General features: G+C 58.1%; 16 protein-coding genes. 10 read left to right on the forward strand and 6 right to left on the reverse strand.

The genetic code is table 11. The features are described 5' to 3' along the window. Positions 1–25: 25 nt before the first annotated feature. The 5 genes from ACFPDR_RS11435 to ACFPDR_RS11455 all read left to right on the forward strand — a co-directional run bounded on the left by ACFPDR_RS11435 (position 26) and on the right by ACFPDR_RS11455 (position 5,289). Positions 26–1,783, forward strand: coding sequence for a glutamine--tRNA ligase/YqeY domain fusion protein (locus tag ACFPDR_RS11435; protein ID WP_035271102.1), 1,758 nt, complete (start codon positions 26–28; stop codon positions 1,781–1,783). 10 nt (positions 1,784–1,793) lie between these two features. Continuing rightward, a complete protein-coding gene (gene minC, locus ACFPDR_RS11440) occupies positions 1,794–2,564 on the forward strand; it encodes a septum site-determining protein MinC (RefSeq protein ID WP_026485162.1) in 771 nt (256 codons plus the stop codon). Positions 2,565–2,787: 223 nt separating this feature from the next. Then, positions 2,788–3,603, forward strand: coding sequence for a septum site-determining protein MinD (gene minD / locus ACFPDR_RS11445; RefSeq protein ID WP_009455077.1), 816 nt, complete (start codon positions 2,788–2,790; stop codon positions 3,601–3,603). 1 nt (position 3,604) lies between these two features. Continuing rightward, on the forward strand, positions 3,605–3,883 hold the full coding sequence (gene minE / locus ACFPDR_RS11450; RefSeq protein WP_009455079.1) for a cell division topological specificity factor MinE: 279 nt from the start codon (positions 3,605–3,607) through the stop codon (positions 3,881–3,883). A 257-nt stretch (positions 3,884–4,140) separates the two neighbouring features. Then, a complete protein-coding gene (locus tag ACFPDR_RS11455; RefSeq protein WP_254499705.1) occupies positions 4,141–5,289 on the forward strand; it encodes an aromatic ring-hydroxylating oxygenase subunit alpha in 1,149 nt (382 codons plus the stop codon). 122 nt (positions 5,290–5,411) lie between these two features. On the opposite strand, the gene ACFPDR_RS11460 is transcribed toward ACFPDR_RS11455, so the two are convergent. The 3 genes from ACFPDR_RS11460 to ettA all read right to left on the reverse strand — a co-directional run bounded on the left by ACFPDR_RS11460 (position 5,412) and on the right by ettA (position 7,985). Next, positions 5,412–5,639 carry a glycine zipper 2TM domain-containing protein gene (locus ACFPDR_RS11460; RefSeq protein WP_009455083.1) on the reverse strand — a complete coding sequence of 76 codons (228 nt, stop codon included), beginning with the start codon at positions 5,637–5,639 and terminating at the stop codon, positions 5,412–5,414. 125 nt (positions 5,640–5,764) lie between these two features. Then, a complete protein-coding gene (locus ACFPDR_RS11465) occupies positions 5,765–6,301 on the reverse strand; it encodes an isochorismatase family protein (protein WP_009455085.1) in 537 nt (178 codons plus the stop codon). Between the two features lie 10 nt (positions 6,302–6,311). Further along, positions 6,312–7,985, reverse strand: a complete 1,674-nt coding sequence (gene ettA, locus ACFPDR_RS11470; RefSeq protein WP_009455087.1) for an energy-dependent translational throttle protein EttA — start codon at positions 7,983–7,985, stop codon at positions 6,312–6,314. 162 nt (positions 7,986–8,147) lie between these two features. Between ettA and ACFPDR_RS11475 the strand changes: the two genes are divergently transcribed. Further along, positions 8,148–8,648: a hypothetical protein gene (locus ACFPDR_RS11475; protein ID WP_083054116.1), complete on the forward strand. Its 501-nt coding sequence runs from the start codon at positions 8,148–8,150 to the stop codon at positions 8,646–8,648. A 6-nt stretch (positions 8,649–8,654) separates the two neighbouring features. Here the strand turns inward: ACFPDR_RS11475 and ACFPDR_RS11480 are convergent, their stop codons facing one another. Together ACFPDR_RS11480 and ACFPDR_RS11485 are read right to left on the reverse strand one after the other, a co-directional pair. After that, entirely contained in the window at positions 8,655–9,578 is a 924-nt protein-coding gene (locus tag ACFPDR_RS11480) for a glycosyltransferase family 2 protein (protein WP_035271108.1), read from the reverse strand. Positions 9,579–9,829: 251 nt separating this feature from the next. Further along, positions 9,830–9,958: a hypothetical protein gene (locus ACFPDR_RS11485; RefSeq protein WP_003803595.1), complete on the reverse strand. Its 129-nt coding sequence runs from the start codon at positions 9,956–9,958 to the stop codon at positions 9,830–9,832. A 225-nt stretch (positions 9,959–10,183) separates the two neighbouring features. On the opposite strand from ACFPDR_RS11485, the gene uvrA reads away from it, so the two are divergent. The 3 genes from uvrA to ACFPDR_RS11500 are packed head-to-tail and all read left to right on the forward strand — an operon-like array spanning position 10,184 to position 17,632. Then, positions 10,184–15,886 (forward strand): excinuclease ABC subunit UvrA, encoded by a 5,703-nt coding sequence (gene uvrA, locus ACFPDR_RS11490; protein ID WP_376911144.1) that lies wholly within the window; start codon positions 10,184–10,186, stop codon positions 15,884–15,886. Next, the gene (pabB, locus tag ACFPDR_RS11495; protein ID WP_115634217.1) at positions 15,859–16,971 is read left to right on the forward strand and encodes an aminodeoxychorismate synthase component I; all 1,113 of its coding nucleotides are present in this window, start codon (positions 15,859–15,861) and stop codon (positions 16,969–16,971) included. The genes uvrA and pabB overlap by 28 nt, the downstream gene beginning before the upstream one ends. A 10-nt stretch (positions 16,972–16,981) precedes the next feature. Then, on the forward strand, positions 16,982–17,632 hold the full coding sequence (locus ACFPDR_RS11500; RefSeq protein WP_035271115.1) for an aminotransferase class IV: 651 nt from the start codon (positions 16,982–16,984) through the stop codon (positions 17,630–17,632). On the opposite strand, the gene ACFPDR_RS11505 is transcribed toward ACFPDR_RS11500, so the two are convergent. Continuing rightward, positions 17,609–18,409 carry a tRNA threonylcarbamoyladenosine dehydratase gene (locus ACFPDR_RS11505; protein WP_203145067.1) on the reverse strand — a complete coding sequence of 267 codons (801 nt, stop codon included), beginning with the start codon at positions 18,407–18,409 and terminating at the stop codon, positions 17,609–17,611. The two genes, ACFPDR_RS11500 and ACFPDR_RS11505, sit on opposite strands and share 24 nt — an antisense overlap. Positions 18,410–18,660: 251 nt before the next feature. Between ACFPDR_RS11505 and ACFPDR_RS11510 the strand changes: the two genes are divergently transcribed. Then, positions 18,661–19,332, forward strand: a complete 672-nt coding sequence (locus ACFPDR_RS11510; RefSeq protein ID WP_009455103.1) for a gamma-glutamylcyclotransferase — start codon at positions 18,661–18,663, stop codon at positions 19,330–19,332. Positions 19,333–19,339 lie beyond the last annotated feature (7 nt).

Raw genomic sequence — 19,339 nt, forward strand, 5'->3', positions numbered from 1 at the left:
GTCGGCTTCTTTATTTCAAACGTGTATGACCTCTGACACCACTCCCGCTCCCGTATCTAATTTTCTGCGCACGATCATCGACCAGGATCTGAGCGCTGGCCGTTACGCACAAAAATCCTGGGCCGGTCAGCCAGGCCCGGCCAGTACCCAGGAAGGGGCGGCTGTTGATGCCGCGCGTATCCGTACGCGCTTTCCCCCCGAGCCCAACGGCTATCTGCACATTGGGCACGCTAAAAGTATCTGTTTGAACTTCGGACTGGCCAGCGACTACCAAGGTGCCTGCCACCTGCGCTTTGACGACACCAATCCTGAAAAAGAAGAACAGGAGTACGTGGACGCCATTATCGACATGGTGAAATGGCTGGGCTTTGACTGGACCTTCAATAAAGAAGAGAACCTGTACTTTGCCAGCGACTACTTCGACTATATGTACCAGTTCGCCGAAGCCCTGGTGAACGCGGGCCATGCCTACGTTGACGAGCAAAGCGCCGAAGAAATGCGTGCCAACCGTGGCACCCTGACTGAAAAAGGCGTGAACTCGCCCTGGCGCGACCGCCCTGCCCAGGAGTCCATCAAGCTGCTGCGCGAAATGCGCGACGGCAAGCACCCCGATGGCAGCATGGCCCTGCGCGCCAAGATCGATATGGGCTCGCCCAATATCAATATGCGCGACCCGGTCATGTACCGTATCCGCCATGCAGAACACCATCGCACTGGCGACAAATGGTGTATCTACCCCATGTACAGCTGGGCGCACCCTGTGGAAGACGCGCTCGAGCGCATCACCCACAGTCTGTGTACCCTGGAATTTGAAGACCAGCGTCCCTTCTATAACTGGATTCTGGAACGCCTGGTCGAACTGGGGCAGTTGTCCGACCCGCTGCCCAAGCAGTACGAGTTCTCGCGTCTGAACCTGTCCTATGTGGTCACCAGCAAGCGCAAGTTGCGCCAGCTGGTTCAGGAAAACCACGTATCGGGCTGGGACGATCCGCGCATGCCTACCCTGGCCGGTTTGCGCCGCCGTGGTTACAGCGCCGGTGCCATCCGCCTGTTCACCGACCGCCTGGGTGTGTCCAAGGCAGCCCAACACGTGGACTACAGCCTGCTGGAACAAGCCCTGCGCGATGATCTGGACCCGGTGGCCGACCGCAGCGTTGCCATTCTGGACCCGATCGAACTGATCATTACCAATTACCCGGAAGGCCAAAGCGAGCTGTGTCACGCACCGCGCAACCCACACAATCCGGAGGCCGGCCAACGCGAGTTCCCCTTCTCCGGTCGCCTGTACATCGAGCGCGAGGACTTCAAGGAAGAGCCACCCAAAAAGTACTTCCGCCTGTTCCCCGGCAATACCGTGCGTCTGAAGTACGGCTATGTCGTGCGTTGCACCGGCTGCGTCAAGGACGAGCAAGGCAATGTCACCCAGGTTTTGGCGGAATACCTGCCCGACACCAAGAGCGGCACGCCCGGTGCGGACTCGGTCAAGGTCAAGGGCAATATCACCTGGATCAGCGCCGAGCACGCGATTGCCGCCGAGATTCGTCTGTATGACCGTCTCTTTGCCCACCCTCAGCCCGATGCAGCCGACCAGGACTTCCTGGAGCACATCAACCCGAACTCGCTGCGCGTGATTCAAGGTTGGCTGGAACCCGGCACCAAAGCCACGCCCGATGCTCGCTGGCAGTTTGAACGCCTGGGCTACTTTGTGGCGGACCGTGTGGACTCCACTCCAGAAAAACCCGTTCTTAACCGTACTACGACTCTGAAAGACACTTGGGTCTAAGGCTATTGACGTGAACGATCAGACTCATGCCAAAGGGCCGCAGGCCCTGGATTTCAAAAGCGCCACGCTGTACGCCGTACGGGTGGTGCTGCGTTCGGCTGACACGGCCGAGCAGTTAGCCGCTCTGTCTCAACGCATGAAAGACGCTGGCTCCTTCTTTGAGGACGAGCCCGTCGTCATTGATGCCAGCGCTATTGATGCGCCGGTGGATTGGGCCACACTGGTTGCCGCTTTGCGTGAGCACAAGCTGCACCCGGTGGGTATCATTGCCCACCCTGACCATGCCGATAACGCCATCGACAGCGGCTTGCCGCATGTGGAGTTGTCCAACCCACCAGCCCGCCCCCAAACCCAGGCCGCACCGGACAAGGAAGTGCCCGTGTTGTCGCAAGCCGCCCAGCAAGAAGCACCAGCGGCGGTCGCCCCGCCACCGCCCGCTATTGCTCCGGCTGCGCTCATCATCAACCGTCAGCTGCGTTCCGGCCAGCGCATCTACGCGCGCCACACGGATCTGATCGTGATCGGGGCGGTCAGCCAGGGTGCAGAAGTGGTAGCCGATGGCAATATCCACGTCTACGGTCCACTGCGCGGCAAGGCCATGGCTGGTGCCCGTGGCGATGCAAAAGCACGCATCTTCACCACCGAGCTGGACCCGGAACTGATTGCCATTGCCGGTGTGTATCGCATTATTGAAACGCGACTGGATGCACAGCTACGCAACAAGCCCGTTGTCGTCACGCTGGAAGAAGATACGCTCAGATTTGATCCTCTGAGCTCCTAACAGTACAAGGCGCCGGCTTTTGCCGGCGCTTTTTATAGAGGCTTGCACTGAGAGCCCGCATGAGAGCAAGCAAGTGCAAGCGCAACCGTGTAAGCTGACACGGAACAAAGCAATTGATATGTTTTGTTTCTAAGCAGTAGGCTAAGTGGCAGAACGGATGTCAAAATTAGGCCCGTTATGCTTTACGATTATGTGACTTGAAAAACAAAGGAATCCGATTGTCATGGCGCGTATAGTTGTAGTGACCTCCGGCAAGGGTGGTGTGGGCAAAACCACCACCAGTGCCAGTTTTGCATCTGGTCTTGCGATGCGCGGTCACAAGACCGTGGTCATCGACTTTGACGTTGGCTTGCGCAACCTGGACTTGATCATGGGTTGCGAGCGACGCGTGGTGTATGACTTCGTCAACGTGATCCAGGGCGAAGCCACATTGAACCAGGCCCTGATCCGTGACAAGCAGCTGGAAAATCTGTTCATCCTGCCCGCTTCCCAGACGCGTGACAAAGACGCGCTGACCCGCGAAGGTGTGGAGAAAGTACTGGAAGAGCTCAAGGGCATGGGTTTTGAATACATTGTGTGCGACTCGCCCGCAGGTATCGAAACCGGCGCCTTGATGGCCTCCTACTTCGCAGATGATGCGCTGGTTGTGACCAACCCCGAAGTGTCCTCGGTTCGTGACTCGGACCGCATCCTGGGCATTCTGGCCGCCAAATCGCGACGTGGTGAACAGGGCAAAGAGCCCATCAAAGAATATTTGTTGTTGACCCGTTATAGCCCCAAACGCGTGTCGGACGGCGAGATGCTGTCCTTGCAAGACGTTGAAGATATCTTGCGCATCAAGCTGATCGGTGTCACCCCCGAGTCGGAAACCGTGCTGCAAGCATCCAACCAAGGAGTACCCGTTATCCATATCAAGGAAAGTGATGTGTCCCAGGCCTATCAGGACATCGTAGATCGTTACCTGGGTGGCGAAAAACCATTGCGTTTTGTGGATTACGAAAAGCCAGGTCTGTTCAAGCGCCTGTTCGGAGGAAAGTAATATGTCTTTCCTGTCCTTCCTGCTCGGTCACAAGAAAACGTCGGCAACAGTTGCCAAGGACCGTCTGCAACTGATCCTTATTAACGAACGTGGCCAAGGGGGTGTTGCTCCGGACTACTTGCCCCGCTTGCAAAAAGAGCTGGTCGAAGTGATCTCGCGCTACGTGAAGATTAATCCCGATGACATCAAGGTGAACCTTGATCGCCAGGACTCGCTGGAAGTGCTGGAAGTTAAAATCGAAATGCCGCAAATTGATGCCAGCACGCTGGAAAACAAGTAAAGCGTTGCTGACAGAAAAACTTTGCTGCTTGAAATGGCCATCCGCAAGGGATGGCCATTTTCATGGCTACTCCCTATACCAAAAGCAAGCCGCAAAACACCTGCAACGAGCAGCGCAATGCGGCTAGGCGGCTAATAGATCAGGTACAATTTTCCCTTGGTAATCGGCCCGTTCCGATTTTTCTTCGCGCCAGAGATGGCAAGTAGTACCATCGATGTCCCCTGAGGCCTGGCTTATTGACCCATGCGGAGGGAATCATGACCGAGCTCGGTCAGATGGCACGTCTTGTGCCCGCTCACCCCCAGCTTCCTGTTAGCGCCTATTTCGACCACGCTCTGTTCGAGCGCGAACAAGAGCGTATTTTTCAGCAGTCGGCCTTGTACGTCGGCAATGAAAAACTTGTTCCCGAACCCGGCGACTGGCGCACCTTGATCCAGGAAAACGCTGCCCGTACTCTGATACGCAGCCAACACGGCGTAGAACTGCTCTCGAACGTCTGCAGGCATCGCCAGGCCCTGATGCTTGGTGGCATGCCCGGCCAGTCCAATCAGGCCAGCCACGGCTCCCTGAGCAGCACAGGCGGCAATATTGTCTGCCCCCTGCACAACTGGACCTATAACGCGCAAGGCGACTTGCTGGCGGCTCCCCGTTTCAAGGACAAGCCCTGTCTGAACCTGGAACGCTACCCCTTGCGCGATTGCCATGGCCTGCTGTTTGAAGGCCCGCGCGATCCAGCCCAGGATATGGCCGCCTTGTTCAGCCGCCCTGAATTCGACTTTCAGGACTATGTGCTTGATCACGTCGAAATCCACCAGTGCAACTACAACTGGAAAACCTTTATCGAGGTCTATCTGGAGGACTATCACGTCGCCCCCTTCCACCCCGGTCTGGGTCAGTTCGTGACCTGTGATGACCTGGAGTGGGAGTTCAGCGACTGGTATAGCCTGCAACGAGTCGGCGTGCATCAGGCCCTGGCCAATCCAGGCTCAGCTACCTATCGCCAATGGCATGACAATCTGCTGGCCTACCGCCAGGGCGAAGCACCGGATTTCGGTGCCGTCTGGGTAACTTACTTCCCCACCCACATGATCGAGATCTATCCGCATGTGCTGGTGCTCTCTACGCTGTACCCCAAGGGGCCGCAGGAAACCATGAATGTGGTGGAGTTCTACTACCCGGAAGACATCGTGGCCTTCGAGCGTGACTTTGTGCAAGCACAACGCGCCGCCTATATGGAAACGGCCATAGAAGATGATGAGATTGCCGAACGTATGGATGCCGGCCGCCGCGCCTTGATGGAGCGTGGGGTCTGCGAGGTAGGCCCCTACCAGTCACCGCTGGAAGACGGCATGAAGCACTTTCACGAATGGTATCGCTCCATGATGGACGAGCGGCACCACCCGTAAGACATCACCGCAAGCCTGCTTACTGCCCTAAGCAAGAAAAAAGCCTCAAAGCCGGGAGGGATCTCCCAGGCTTTGAGGCTTTTAATCCGATGAGCGTTTCAGCTCAATCAGAGAATTTGAATTTAGCGGTTCTTGCCGATCTGATCGCCGATCACGCCACCAATCGCTGCGCCACCGACCGTACCCAGAACGCCACCATTAGTGATGACTGCACCAGCCACACCACCCAGACCAGCGCCGGTTACGGCACCCTTTTGACGTTTGCTCATACCATCCCAGGAAGAGCAGCCCGCCATCACGACGGCCAGAACCGTGGCCATACCCACTTTAGTGATAGTCGTCATTTTCATCCGTAAACCTCCGTGAAGTATCCGTGCTCAACACGGCATTAAAGTCTATCTTCACCCTACGGAGCCAATTAGTCCAGACCCTATTGTTAGGCAACGCAACAGATGTAATTCAGCTTTTGTTCAGTTTATTTGATCAGGGCCAGAACCTGCTTGAATACGGGGTTAGCCGGCGTTTCCAACCATTCAAACATGGCCATTTCGGCGCTAACGCGCTCCAATCCATGCATCGCCCAGCGATCCCAGGCAGCTTGTCGGGACTCGGGATGGCGCGAGCCTACGCAGTCCCCGACCAGCACAGGTTCATAACCACGCTCCATCAAACCCAGGCCAGTTTGTAACACACACACGTGAGACTCTGTACCCAGTAACAAGACTCGTGTGCGCCCTACCGGCAAGGCAGGCAAAAAATCGGCTTCGCGCGTGGCATCGAAGTGGGTTTTATGCAGCACTTTATCAATATGTGGTAACAAAGAAGCATCGGTTGGGCCGATTTTCTCGGCCCAATGCTCGGTTGCCAGCACCGGCACCCCTAAAAGACGCGCCGCCTGTGCCAGCTTCCCGGCCCGTTCGACCAAGGCTTGGTGGTCTGCAATGGCGGGCAGGAGCCCCGTTTGCATATCCACAATCAGGACGAAAGACTGGTGAGCATTGAGCACAGGCATGGCACTTTCCTTATTTCAGGGACTTGTAGCGGATACGACGAGGTTTGGCAGCATCTTCGCCCAGACGCTTCTTCTTGTCTGCTTCGTATTCCTGATAGTTGCCATCAAAGAATACGACCTGCGAATCACCCTCAAAAGCCAGAATGTGGGTGGCGATACGGTCCAGGAACCAGCGATCGTGACTGATCACCATGACCGAGCCGGCAAACTCCAGCAGGGCATCTTCCAGAGCACGCAGGGTTTCCACGTCCAGGTCGTTGGATGGTTCGTCCAGCAGCAAGACGTTGCCGCCTGCGATCAGGGTCTTGGCCAGGTGCAGACGACCACGCTCCCCGCCAGACAGATTGCCCACGATCTTGTTCTGATCCGCGCCCTTGAAGTTGAAGCGGCCCAGGTACGCACGCGATGGCATTTCAAAGCGGCCCACGGTCAGCAGGTCTGCGCCATCGGCAATCGCGTCAAAGACGGTCTTTTCATTAGCCAGGGCATCGCGCGACTGATCCACATAAGCCAGCTTGACGGTTTGGCCCAGTTTGACCGTACCGGAATCAGGCTGCTCTTTACCGGCCAGCATGCGGAACAAGGTGGACTTACCTGCACCGTTAGGACCAATAATCCCGACGATGGCACCAGCTGGCACCTTGAAGCTCAAGTTGTCGATCAGCAGACGATCGCCATAGCCCTTGCTGACGTTTTCAAACTCAATAACTTCATTACCCAAACGCTCGGCCACAGGAATGAAGATTTCCTGGGTCTCGTTGCGCTTCTGGTATTCGTGCGAGGACAGTTCCTCGAAACGGGCCAGACGGGCCTTGGCTTTGGCCTGACGTCCCTTGGGGTTCTGGCGCACCCACTCCAGCTCTTTCTTGATGGTGCGCTGACGAGCACTTTCCGACGCCTCTTCCTGCTTCAGACGGTCGTCTTTCTGCTCCAGCCAGGAGCTGTAGTTGCCCTTCCAGGGAATACCGTGGCCACGGTCCAGTTCCAGAATCCACTCGGCGGCGTTGTCCAGAAAGTAACGGTCGTGAGTAACTGCTACTACAGTGCCGGGGAACTGGCGCAGGAACACTTCCAGCCAATCCACACTTTCCGCGTCCAGGTGGTTGGTTGGCTCGTCCAGCAGCAACATATCAGGCTTGGACAGCAGCAACTGGCACAAGGCCACGCGGCGCTTTTCACCACCGGACAGGTTGGCAATGGAGGCATCCCAAGGTGGCAGACGCAGCGCATCGGCCGCGATTTCCATTTGGGTTTCGATGTCGTCCGCACCACTGGTCGCGGCGGCGGCAATAATGGATTCCAGTTCGGCCTGTTCGGCGGCCAGAGCGTCAAAATCTGCGTCGGGCTCGGCGTATTCGGCGTAGACCTGTTCCAGACGCTGACGCGCCTCGAACACTTGGCCCAAACCGGCCTGCACGGCTTCGCGCACGCTGTGCTCGGGATTCAGCTGAGGTTCTTGTGGCAGGTAACCGATCTTGATCCCCGCCATGGGGACGGCTTCGCCCTCGATCTCGGTATCTACCCCGGCCATGATCTTGAGCAAAGTGGATTTACCCGAGCCGTTCAGGCCCAGCACACCAATCTTGGCACCTGGAAAAAAAGACAAGGAGATATTGCGCAGAATCTGCCGCTTGGGCGGCACAATCTTGCCCACGCGGTTCATCGAATAAACGTATTGAGCCATATAAACCTAAAAAGGAAAAACAGGTCGTGTTCGGAAAACTGGGATTGTAGGCGTTTGGCGCCCGAAAGGTGCGCTTCTGTCAGGTTCAGAACGAAACACCCGGCCTGAGTGCAGGCCTGTCTCAGGTAATATACTCACTTTTGCTGACAATCCAAAAACGCCATGCCCACACCTGACGCCCCTGAACTTGTATTTACCACCGAAGAGATCGAAACCCTGGGCCGCACCGCCGATGCGCTGAGTGCCTACCTGGGTCGTGCCGTCCTGGCCGAGATCGTGGGAGCGGAAGAAACCGGCTTTGAATGGGTCATCTTTGCCATGCCCCTGGACAAGAATGAAGACGAAAGCGAATTCACGATTGTGCAGGTAGGCGGCGAACAGGCCCGCATCGTGGGCAACCGCGGCGGCTTGGACCCCAAGGACACGGCGGTCTACGCCTGCCGTTACCTGTGGGCCATCCAGTTAAGTGATGCCGAGCCTGTACGCTTTATCAAAGTGGACGAAGAAGGCGAGGAAGTCGCCTGGACCGAGACCCTGGAAGAATTGCTGCCCTTCGCCCTGAGCGAAGATGCCTTCGCCGTCGAGGATGAGACGGATGAAGACGACGAGGACGACGACGATGACAGCCCGGAACCGGGCGTGCACGGCCACACCCTGCACTAATCGCGTTCAGGCCCGTCGCTTGTCCCGCAGATATAAAGCGACACCCACCGGCCACATCAAACCCACCAGCAGATAAGAGGCCAGGCCTTTCAAGCCATAACCTGCTGGTGGCTTGCGCCCACTGGCACGCAGGTGCAGCCCAAAGCGGGTGTAACGCGCGGCAGCCATCAAGAACGCCTTGGGTTCGTAGCGGAACCAGGGCAGACACTTCACCACCGTATCCTGCGCCAGCAGCCACAAGCCCAGTGCATGTTGCTGGCTGGTTTTGCCTTGCACCGACAAGGAGTCCGGGCTGTCGTGGTAGACACGGAATACGGTGTTCACAAATCGGTTCTTGTAGCCCGCACGGGCAATCGCCCGCCACACCAGGCTTTCAGGCACAAAGCCGTCGATCTGATCGGGAAAGGGAAACTTGCGCAGTACGGCGGTACTCAAACAGCCGAACTTCTCGCCCCGCACGTGGTAGCGAAAACTCATGTCCAAAGAGCTGGCATCAAAAATATCCTGGGGAAACATATCCCCGACGACCTTGCCATCCGGTCGCACACACAGACCCGTAATGCCTGCATAAGCTGCCCGCTCTGATACAGGGATGTCGGCCCAGATCTGCGCCATATCGTAGAGCGCATTCACCAGCAGGGTGTCATCACTGTCCAAAGCAACGACCAGTTCACCTTGGGCCAGAGCCACGCCGTGATTGAACGCCGCCTTCTTGTGACGATTTTCCTGCCAGGCATAATGAATCGGAAAGGAGGCTTGCTGTTGCCAGCCTTGCACCAGTTCCCGTGTCCCGTCTGTGGAACCATCGTCAATGACCACCCATTCAAAGTCCTGACAGGTTTGCTCGCACAAGGAACGATAAACGCGCTCCAAGGTGTGAGCGCGGTTATAGCTAGGTGTCAGGACGGTGAACAAATGGCGCCATTCCATACGCGGGTGTCCCCATAAACCACTGTTTTGATTATTGTTACGGGCAGCTACTTACATCTGCATCAGAATGACATCATCATAAAGCAAGCACGGCGCTGTGCAGCGCACTATCTGCAGGGCTCCAGACAAACCCGAAGCAAAATCAAACGCGCACAAAAAAACCACAGGCAAGCCTGTGGTTTTTTTGCTGCTGGGTGTGATTTCAAGCTGAAAAATCAGGTTTCTGCTTGTACACCGCTCAAGCCAGGCACTTAGACGCGCTTGACCTTTTCCAGCATTTTGAAAACGCCCTTGGGTGCGCGCACAAACAGACGTTTGAATGCTTTACCCAGGCAACGACGCTCCAGCGTGTTGCGGCGAGTGCGTTTGATTTCCGCCATGGTGATCTCCGATCTTAATGTAAGCCCTGCCGGATGATCCCGACAAAAGCGCAATAGCTAACCAGAAATTCTACCGTAATCCGCGTTAAGATACAAAGGCTAGAGTGTGCATCCCTGGCAACACCTTGCTGGCGTGTACCGCTCTCACTGGCGCATGGGGCCTGTTTGACAGGCCTTTTCGCTGCCGCTTCCCTACTCTGCCCTCTCCAGAAAGCCGACCTTGCCATGAGCTCAGAAATTCGCATTTTTGGCGCCCGCCAGAACACTCTGAAAAACCTGAATGTACGTATCAAAACGGGCGAGTTATTGGTTATTACCGGCGTTTCCGGCTCAGGCAAAAGTTCGCTGGCCTTTGACACTCTGTATGCAGAAGGCCAACGACGCTATGTAGAAACCTTCTCCCCCTATGCGCGCCAGTTCCTGGACCGCATGGACAAGCCCCAGGTCGATCGCATTGAAGGCATCTTGCCCGCCATTGCCATTGATCAGGTGAACCCGGTACGCAACTCGCGCAGCACCGTGGGCACCATGACGGAGCTGAACGATTACATCAAGCTGCTGTACGCCCGCTTGGGCGAGTTGTATTGCCGCCAGTGCGCCCAGCCTGTGCGCCGCGACAATGCCGACAGCATCGCCAAGCAGATTCGCAAGCTGGCAGAGGACCACGATGACCCACGCCTGGTTCTGACCTTTGCCGTCAAGGTTCCGGCCAACTTCACGCAGCAAGAAATTGAAACCTTGCTGCATCAGCAGGGCTACACCCGCCTGCACCACGAGGAAACACAGACCGTCACGGCCAGCAGCAGCACGAAAAAGGGCAAAAGCAGCAAAGCCGCCCCCACGGAGCAAAAGCTTCTCTATGTGATTCAGGACCGCTTCCGTGCCAGCACGGTAGAGCCGGAACGTTTCATGGAAGCGATCGAAGCGGCCTTGCGCCACGGACAAGGCAAGTTGACGGTGTATGCTTCGGCCAGTGCCGATGGCCCGGAAACCGCCTGGCGTTTCAGCCAGGGTCTGCACTGTGCCCAGTGCGATATTGAATACAGCACGCCGGTTGCCAGCACCTTCTCCTTCAACTCGCCCCTGGGCGCGTGTGAATCCTGCCGTGGCTTTGGCCGCGTGATGGGTATTGATTACGGCCTGGTCGTTCCCGATCCCAGCAAAAGCCTGCTTGAAGGTGCGATCCGCCCTTGGCAGACAGCCAGCTACAAAGAATGTCAGGTCGAGATGGAGCGCTACGCTCCGGCAGCCGGTGTACGCCTGAGCGTGCCCTGGAAGGACTTGAGCCAGGAAGAGCGCGACTGGGTGATTAACGGCACCCCGGACTGGAAAGGCGGTAATCAGGCCTGGAAAACCCAGTGGTACGGTGCACAGCGCTTTTTCGACTGGCTGGAGTCGCGCGCCTACAAGATGCACGTGCGTGTGCTGCTGTCCAAATACCGCAGCTACAACACCTGCCCGGCCTGCGCCGGCTCGCGTCTGAAACCCGAAGCCAGCTTGTGGCGTGTGGGCGATCAGGCGGCCCCCGCCGATTCCCGTTACCCACGTTTCATGCCCGTGCATTCAAACTGGCTGCGCGAGCAACTGGATGCCATGCCCGGCCTGAGCGTCCCGGACCTGATGCGTTTGCCTATCGAGCACGTACGCAGCTTTTTCCAAGGCCTGCACTTTGGCGATGCACGTGATGCGGCCATTGATCTGCTCTTGAAGGAAACCCTGTCCCGCCTGGATTATCTGTGCGATGTGGGCCTGTCCTATTTGTCGCTGGACCGCCAAAGCCGCACCCTGTCTGGCGGTGAAGTGCAGCGTATCAACCTGACCACGGCACTGGGCACCTCGCTGGTGAACACCCTGTTCGTGCTGGACGAGCCCTCGATTGGCCTGCACCCACGCGACATGCACCGCATTATTGAAGTAATGCATCGTCTGCGCGGCAATGGCAACACCCTGGTGGTGGTCGAGCACGACCCGCAAGTGATGGTGGCCGCCGACCGTATTCTGGACATGGGCCCAGGCCCTGGCGAGCGTGGCGGTCAGATTCTGTTTGATGGTTCGCCCCAAGCCTTGCGCGGTGCAGAAACGCTGACAGGCCGCTACCTGAGTGGCGAGCTGAGCATCGAATCACCCCGCCCCATGCCTGTGGCCGATAACACCCCGCGCCTGCTGCTGGAAGACGTAAGCGCACACAATCTGCGTCATATCTCCGTGTCCATTCCGCTGGGCCGTCTGGTCTGCGTGACCGGTGTTTCCGGCTCGGGCAAATCCACGCTGATCCAGGACGTGCTCTACCCAGCCATCCTGAAACAACAAGGCAAACCAACAGAAGCCCCTGGCCCTTACGGTGCCTTGCTGGGCGCCGAGCAAATTGCCGAAGTAGTGATGGTGGACCAGACGCCTATCGGCAAAACAGCCCGCTCCAACCCGGCCAGTTATGTCGGTGCCTTTGACCCTATCCGCAAGCTGTTTGCCCAGGCCCCGCTATCCAAAGAACGCAGTTACACGCCCGGCACCTTCAGCTTCAATAGTGGCGATGGCCGCTGCCCGACTTGCGGCGGTACGGGCTTTGAGCATATCGAAATGCAGTTCCTGTCCGATGTGTACCTGCGCTGTCCGGATTGCGATGGCAAGCGCTTCCGCCCCGAAGTGCTGGAAGTGCGTATCGAACACTTTGGTCGCAGCGCCTCGATTGACGAGGTGCTGGACATGACCGTGCATCAGGCCATGGAGTTCTTTGAAGGCCTGCGCGATGTGCAAACCGGCCTGGCACCCCTGGCCGATGTGGGCCTGGATTACCTGAAACTGGGCCAACCTGTGCCTACGCTCTCGGGCGGTGAGGCACAACGCTTGAAACTGGCGGCTTATCTGGCCCAGGCTTCGCGCACCCGTCTAAGCCAGGTGAAGGTCGCCAAGAAAGGCAATCTGTTCCTGTTCGACGAGCCCACCACCGGCCTGCACTTTGACGATATTGCGCGCCTGATGCGCGCCTTCCGCAAGCTGCTGGCCGCTGGTCACAGCCTGCTGATTATTGAGCACAATCTGGACCTGATCCGCGCGGCAGACTGGATTATTGATCTAGGCCCCGAAGGTGGCGAGCATGGCGGCCAATTGCTGGGCGCGGGTACGCCTGGCGACATCATGGCGCTGGAGCAATCGCACACCGGCCATGCCCTGAAAGAATACGAACAAGCCATTCTGGGTAAAGGCTCGGCCCTGTTCCAGGAACCCGAGGTGGATTACAAGGCCAGCTCGAGCGGCAGCAACGATGGCCAGATCGCCATCCTGAATGCGCGCGAGCACAATCTGAAGAACATCTCGGTGCACATCCCGCACAACACCTTCACCGTCGTGACGGGTGTCTCCGGTTCGGGCAAATCCACCCTGGCCTTCGACATTCTGTTTAACGAAGGTCAACGCCGCTACCTGGAGTCCCTGAACGCCTACGCCCGCGCGATTGTGCAGCCTGCCGGTCAGCCCGATGTGGACGCGATTTACGGTATTCCACCTACCGTTGCCATTGAGCAGCGCACCAGCCGTGGGGGTCGCAAATCCACCGTGGCCACCATGACGGAAATCCACCATTTCCTGCGCTTGCTGTATGTGAAGCTGGCCACCCAATACTGCCCGGACTGCCATGTGCCTGTGGCCCCGCAAACGGCCGAGCAAATCGCCGCGCAATTGCTGCGTGATCATAAGGGTGAGCATATTGGTTTGCTGGCTCCCCTGGTCACCGCTCGCAAGGGCTACTACACCGACCTGGCCAAATGGGCGCAGGGCAAGGGCTATACCCATTTGCGCGTGGATGGCGAGTTCATCCCCGTCAACCCTTGGCCGCGCCTGGACCGTTACAGCGAACACACGCTGGAACTGCCGGTGGCCGACCTGATTATTGATCCACGCCATGAACTGCAACTGCGCCAAGCCATACGCGAGGCGCTGGAGCTGGGTCACGGCTCCTTCAGTGTGCTGGCTCCCCTGACGCCATCGGGTTCCATGTCGCTGGAGCAACGCCGACAAGGTCAACCGCTGTCCACGGCCAGCCAGCAACACTTCTCCGTCAAGCGGGCTTGCCCGTGCTGCGGCACCAGCTTCCCCGAGCCGGACCCACGCATGTTCTCCTACAACTCCAAGCACGGCTGGTGCAAGGACTGCTTTGGTACGGGCTTGAAGCTGACCGGCTTCGACCAGGAACAAACGGGCGAAGAAAACAGCTGGAATAACGGCTACGAAGGCGAAGCCGTGGAATGCCCAAGCTGTCACGGCCAACGCTTGAACCCGGTCTCTCTGGCTTTTGAATGGCGCGACCAATCCATTGCCAAGCTGGCCGGTTTGCCCGTGGATGAAGCGCAGACCTTTTTTGGCAGCCTGAACATGAGTGGCCGCGAGGCCGATATTGCGCGCGACATTCTGAACGAAATCCGCAGCCGTCTGGACTTCATGCACGAAGTGGGCCTGGGATATCTGGCGCTGGATCGTGCCGCCCCCACCTTGTCGGGTGGGGAAGCCCAGCGTATCCGTCTGGCGGCCCAGTTAGGCTCAAACCTGCAGGGCGTGTGCTATGTGCTGGATGAACCCACGATCGGTCTGCACCCGCGCGACAACCAGATTCTGCTGAACGCCATGGCGCGTCTGGAAGGCAACGGTAATACGCTGGTGGTTGTCGAGCACGATGAAGACACCATACGCCGTGCCCAGCACATTATTGATATGGGCCCCGGTGCGGGCAAACGCGGCGGTGAAGTCATCGCCCAGGGCACACTGGCAGAAATCGAGGCCAACCCCAATTCGCTGACTGGCCGCTATCTGCGCGAGCCGCTCAAGCACCCCATGCAGGCACGCCGTCCCGTCCAGGCCGATGCACCCATGCTGACGGTGCACGATGCCAGCCTGCATAACCTGAACAAGGTCCAGGCCGGTATTCCGCTGGGCAAGCTCAGTCTGGTGACGGGCGTGTCAGGTTCCGGCAAGTCCACCTTTGCCCGCGATGTACTGCTGGATAATTTGCAGCGCGTGGTCGGCAGCAAAGAAAAACCGGTGTGGCAGGGTTGTTCCAGCATCAGCGGCTGGGAAAGCCTGGACCGCGTGCTGGAAGTGGACCAGACCCCCATTGGCAAGACACCCCGCTCCTGCCCGGCCACCTATATCGGCTTCTGGGACGAGGTGCGCAAACTGTTTGCCAACACCAACGATGCCCGTCTGCGCGGCTGGAGCGCCTCACGCTTCTCCTTTAACACCGGCGATGGCCGCTGCCCCTTGTGCGAAGGCCAAGGCATGCGCACCCTGGAAATGAGCTTCCTGCCGGACGTGAAGGTGCCTTGTGACGCCTGCCACGGCCAGCGCTTCAATCCAGAAACCCTGGCGGTGACCTGGCGCGACGTCTCCGCCGGTCAGCTTTTGCAAATGGATGTGGATGAGGCGGTTGAATACTTTGCCGCACATCCTAAAATATTGCGCCCCCTGCAACTGATGCAAAGCGTGGGCCTGGGTTATCTGACCCTGGGCCAACCCTCCCCCACCCTGTCCGGTGGCGAGGCGCAGCGCGTCAAGCTGGTCAGCGAACTGGTCAAGGCCCGTCTGGACGAAGGTCTGACTCGCACAGGCCGCGCCTACAAGGCTCCGCACACCTTGTACGTGCTGGACGAACCCAGCGTAGGCCTGTCCATGGCGGATGTGGAAAAGCTGATTGTGGTGCTGCACCGACTGGTCGATGCCGGTCATACCGTGCTGGTGATTGAACATAATCTGGATTTGATTGCCGAAGCAGACTGGATTGTCGATCTGGGCCCCGAAGGCGGCTCAGGCGGCGGCAGGCTAGTGGTGCAAGGCACGCCGGATCAAGTACAAGCCAACCATGCCTCGCATACCGGCATGGCCCTGGCGGAATTTTTAAAGGAACACGGCGCATGTATGGCCGATTTGAAGACAGACTAAAAGGCTATGCGCTGGAAATGCAGGGCTACCTGGGCCATATCCAGGCTCGTAGCCCGGAAGACTTAAGTACTGCTTTTGAAAAAATCGAACAGGCTCGACAGGCTGGTCACTGGGTGGCACTGGCACTGGACTACGAACTGGCCGAGCTGTTCGAACCCCGTCTGCCTGCTCGCGAAGCGGCGACCCATGCTCCCCTGAACGCGCTGGTGTTTGAGCAGGCGCAGGAAGTGGCTTTATGGGATGGTCAGGCAAAGCCCGAGTTGAAAGTCAGCCTGCAAATCAGTCAGCAAGACTATCGGGATGCTCTGGCCCAGGTTCAGCAAGGCTTGCAAGCCGGGGATTTTTACCAGATCAACTACACCATGCCGCTGAGCATTCAAACCGGCATGGCACCGCGTGATCTCTATACCGCACTGGCCAGCCGCCACCCTGTAGCCTACGCTGCGTATCTGGATCTGGGTGACCGTCATATCCTGTCGCTGTCACCCGAGCTGTTTCTGGAAAAACGTGGCAACACTGTGCGGACCCGCCCCATGAAAGGCACGCGCCCGCGCGATACCGACCCTGTTCAAGATCAGAAAAACGCCCAGGAGCTGCAAAGCAGCCTGAAAGACCGGGCCGAAAACCTGATGATTGTGGATTTGCTACGCAACGATCTGGGCCAGGTGGCCCGCACCGGCACCGTGCAAACCACCAGTCTGTTCGATATAGAGCAATACGCTTCCGTCTGGACCATGACTTCCAGCATCCAGGCCGAGGTAGACCCGGACTGGAGCCTGCAGACCCTGCTACGCGCCCTGTTTCCCTGTGGTTCGATTACCGGCGCCCCCAAGCTGGCCGCCATGCAATGCATACGCCAACTGGAAACGCAGCGACGCGGTATTTACTGCGGCTCGGTGGGGTATCTCAGCCCCCAGGGCGACTTGTCCCTGAATGTCAGCATCCGCAGTCTGGAACTGGACAATCACGGCCAAGGAAGGTTTGGCGTGGGCGGTGGCATTGTGCTGGACTCGGACCCGGACCAGGAATGGTTGGAGTGTTTGTGGAAAGCACGTGTCTTGCAGACCCCTGTAACACTGACTTAAAGGCAGCATCATGAGCCAAAGCAAACCTGAATTGATAGAAACCTTGCGGGTAGATGCAGACGGCCAGATCCCCCTGCTGGAACTGCATCTGGAGCGCGTGGCACGCAGCTGCACGGAACTGGGCTACGACTGGGATGCACAAACCTGGTTGCAGGCCATGCATACCGCGTTGGGCCAGGCCCCGGTCAACACACCCTTGCGACTGCGTATCTTGTGGGGTGCCGACGCCAGCGCCCAGGCACAGGCGAACGCACTGCCAGCACTGGAAGGCCCCTTACAGCTATGCCTGTCCCGCATACCCCTGCCCGCTCAGGACCCGCTGCTCTCGCACAAGACGACGCATCGCCCCTGGTATCAAGAGGCCAGCGCCCTGCTGGAAAAGCATCCCCAAATCTTTGATGTGATCTATCTGGATACACAGAACCGGGTTTGTGAAGGCAGCCGCAGCAATATTTATATTCAGGACGAACAGGGCCAGTGGTGGACACCGCCCGCCCAAGGCTGGCTCTTGCCCGGCGTGCAACGGCAGGCGCTTCTCAATAGCAAGCTGGTTCGTGAAACCGAGATTTCCCTGGAGGATTTACTGAACGCCAAGGCAATCCGAGTCTCGAATGCCTTGCGTGGCTGGCAGGACGCCTTACTGGTTCAGTATCCGGTTTAAGGCGTAGTCGGCGGCCTGCATGCCCATGCTGGCCGTCACAGTGACCCCGGAGCCATAACCCGCGCAGGCCAGTCCTTGCAGCGCACCGTCTTCGGCCTGGGTCCAGTTTTGTGGCAGACGCGTTTCCTGCTCGAGCCACAGGCAATCCACTCCCATGCGGGGCACACGCTTCAAGGCGCGGCCCTGAGCATCGCTGCCACGCGCAAAGCCATGCTGCTTGCGCAGGATCTGGCGCAGCTTGCCCAGCAAGGCATCATGGCGTGCTACCGACAAGTCTCCCCGGCGCAACGTCAGCGGGTCGGTTTTGCCTCCTGCCCCGCCGCAGCTCAGCAGGGGCACCTTGCAGCGCCTGGCCTGCAAGATCAGAGCAATCTTGGCACTAGCCTGGTCAGTGCAATCCAGAAACACGTCGGGACGCTGCTCCATCAGGCTGGCCGCATTATCCTCGGTGACAAAATCTTCAATCAGCTGCAGCTGGCACTGAGGATTGATCTGCGCAATGCGCTGGGCCATGGCTTCAATCTTGGCCATGCCCAAGGTGCTGTCCAGAGCAGGCAGTTGGCGGTTGATATTCGATTCGGCAATATTATCCAGATCAATCAGGGTAATTCGGCCTACGGCCGAACGGGCCAGCGCTTCCACCGCCCAGGTTCCCACGCCCCCGATACCCGCCACCATCACATGGGCGGCCGCCAGACGCTCTCGCGCTCCGGCTCCATACAAACGATCCAAACCGCCGAAACGGCGTTCGGCATCCATGTTGTGCTGCTCTGTCATGCAATCTGTCCATCACCGGCCCATGCGGCCAAACCCGTTAATTCTACGTCTAATTGCCCCTGACCAGCCTGCGAAACGGGCCTTATGCCCTGGTAGCTTGACTGGGCCCTGCCAAATAGCAACACTCATATAAGCAAATTAGTATTTTTCCTTAGTTATCAGCATCAAAGCCCGCTACAGTGGACTGTGCTTGCTCTACAATTGTCATAGGTTTCAAGCATCTGTGATTTTGGCTTACCCCCCTTTTTGCCGTGAACATCGATTCTATTTCCGCCTCGCCTTCCGCCGTACCCACACCGTGCAGCTTTCGTGTCCTGACTGACGAAGAGCGCAACGCCTCTTTGCGTCAATCCCTGGAAGAGGTGCAGTGGTGTGAAAAACAAGACCTGTGGGTCTATGGTTACGGCTCTCTGATCTGGCGTCCCGATTTTGAATTTGCCGAGCAGCGCCAAGCCTTGCTGCGCGGTTACCATCGGGCGCTGTGCTTGTGGTCACGTATCAACCGCGGTACGCCCGAGCAACCCGGTCTGGTTTTCGGGCTGGATGTAGGCGGTTCTTGCCGGGGCATGGCCTTTCGCATTCCCGCCGAAAGCGTCCCCAAGGTATTCGATGCCCTATGGCTGCGCGAAATGCCCAGCGGTGCCTATATTCCTCGCTGGTTGCGCTGCCGCACCAGCCAGGGCGATATTCGTGCCCTGGTCTTTACCATGAACCGCAAGACCGACGCCTACGTCCCCCGTATGCCGGACGAACAGTTGCGACAAGTGGTGTACTCGGCCCAGGGAACCAACGGCCCTTGCATCGAATACGTCATGGAAACCGCCTCGGCGCTGCAACGCTCTAAAATTCTGGATAAACGCCTGCAATCAGTGGTTCAATTACTACAGAGCCAGACTGCACTGCTTAATCCTCAACAAGCCTAAGAGCGCC

Origin of the sequence: Alcaligenes sp. GCM10023179, assembly GCF_042653705.1 — a bacterium.
Classification (GTDB): domain Bacteria; phylum Pseudomonadota; class Gammaproteobacteria; order Burkholderiales; family Burkholderiaceae_B; genus Alcaligenes; species Alcaligenes phenolicus.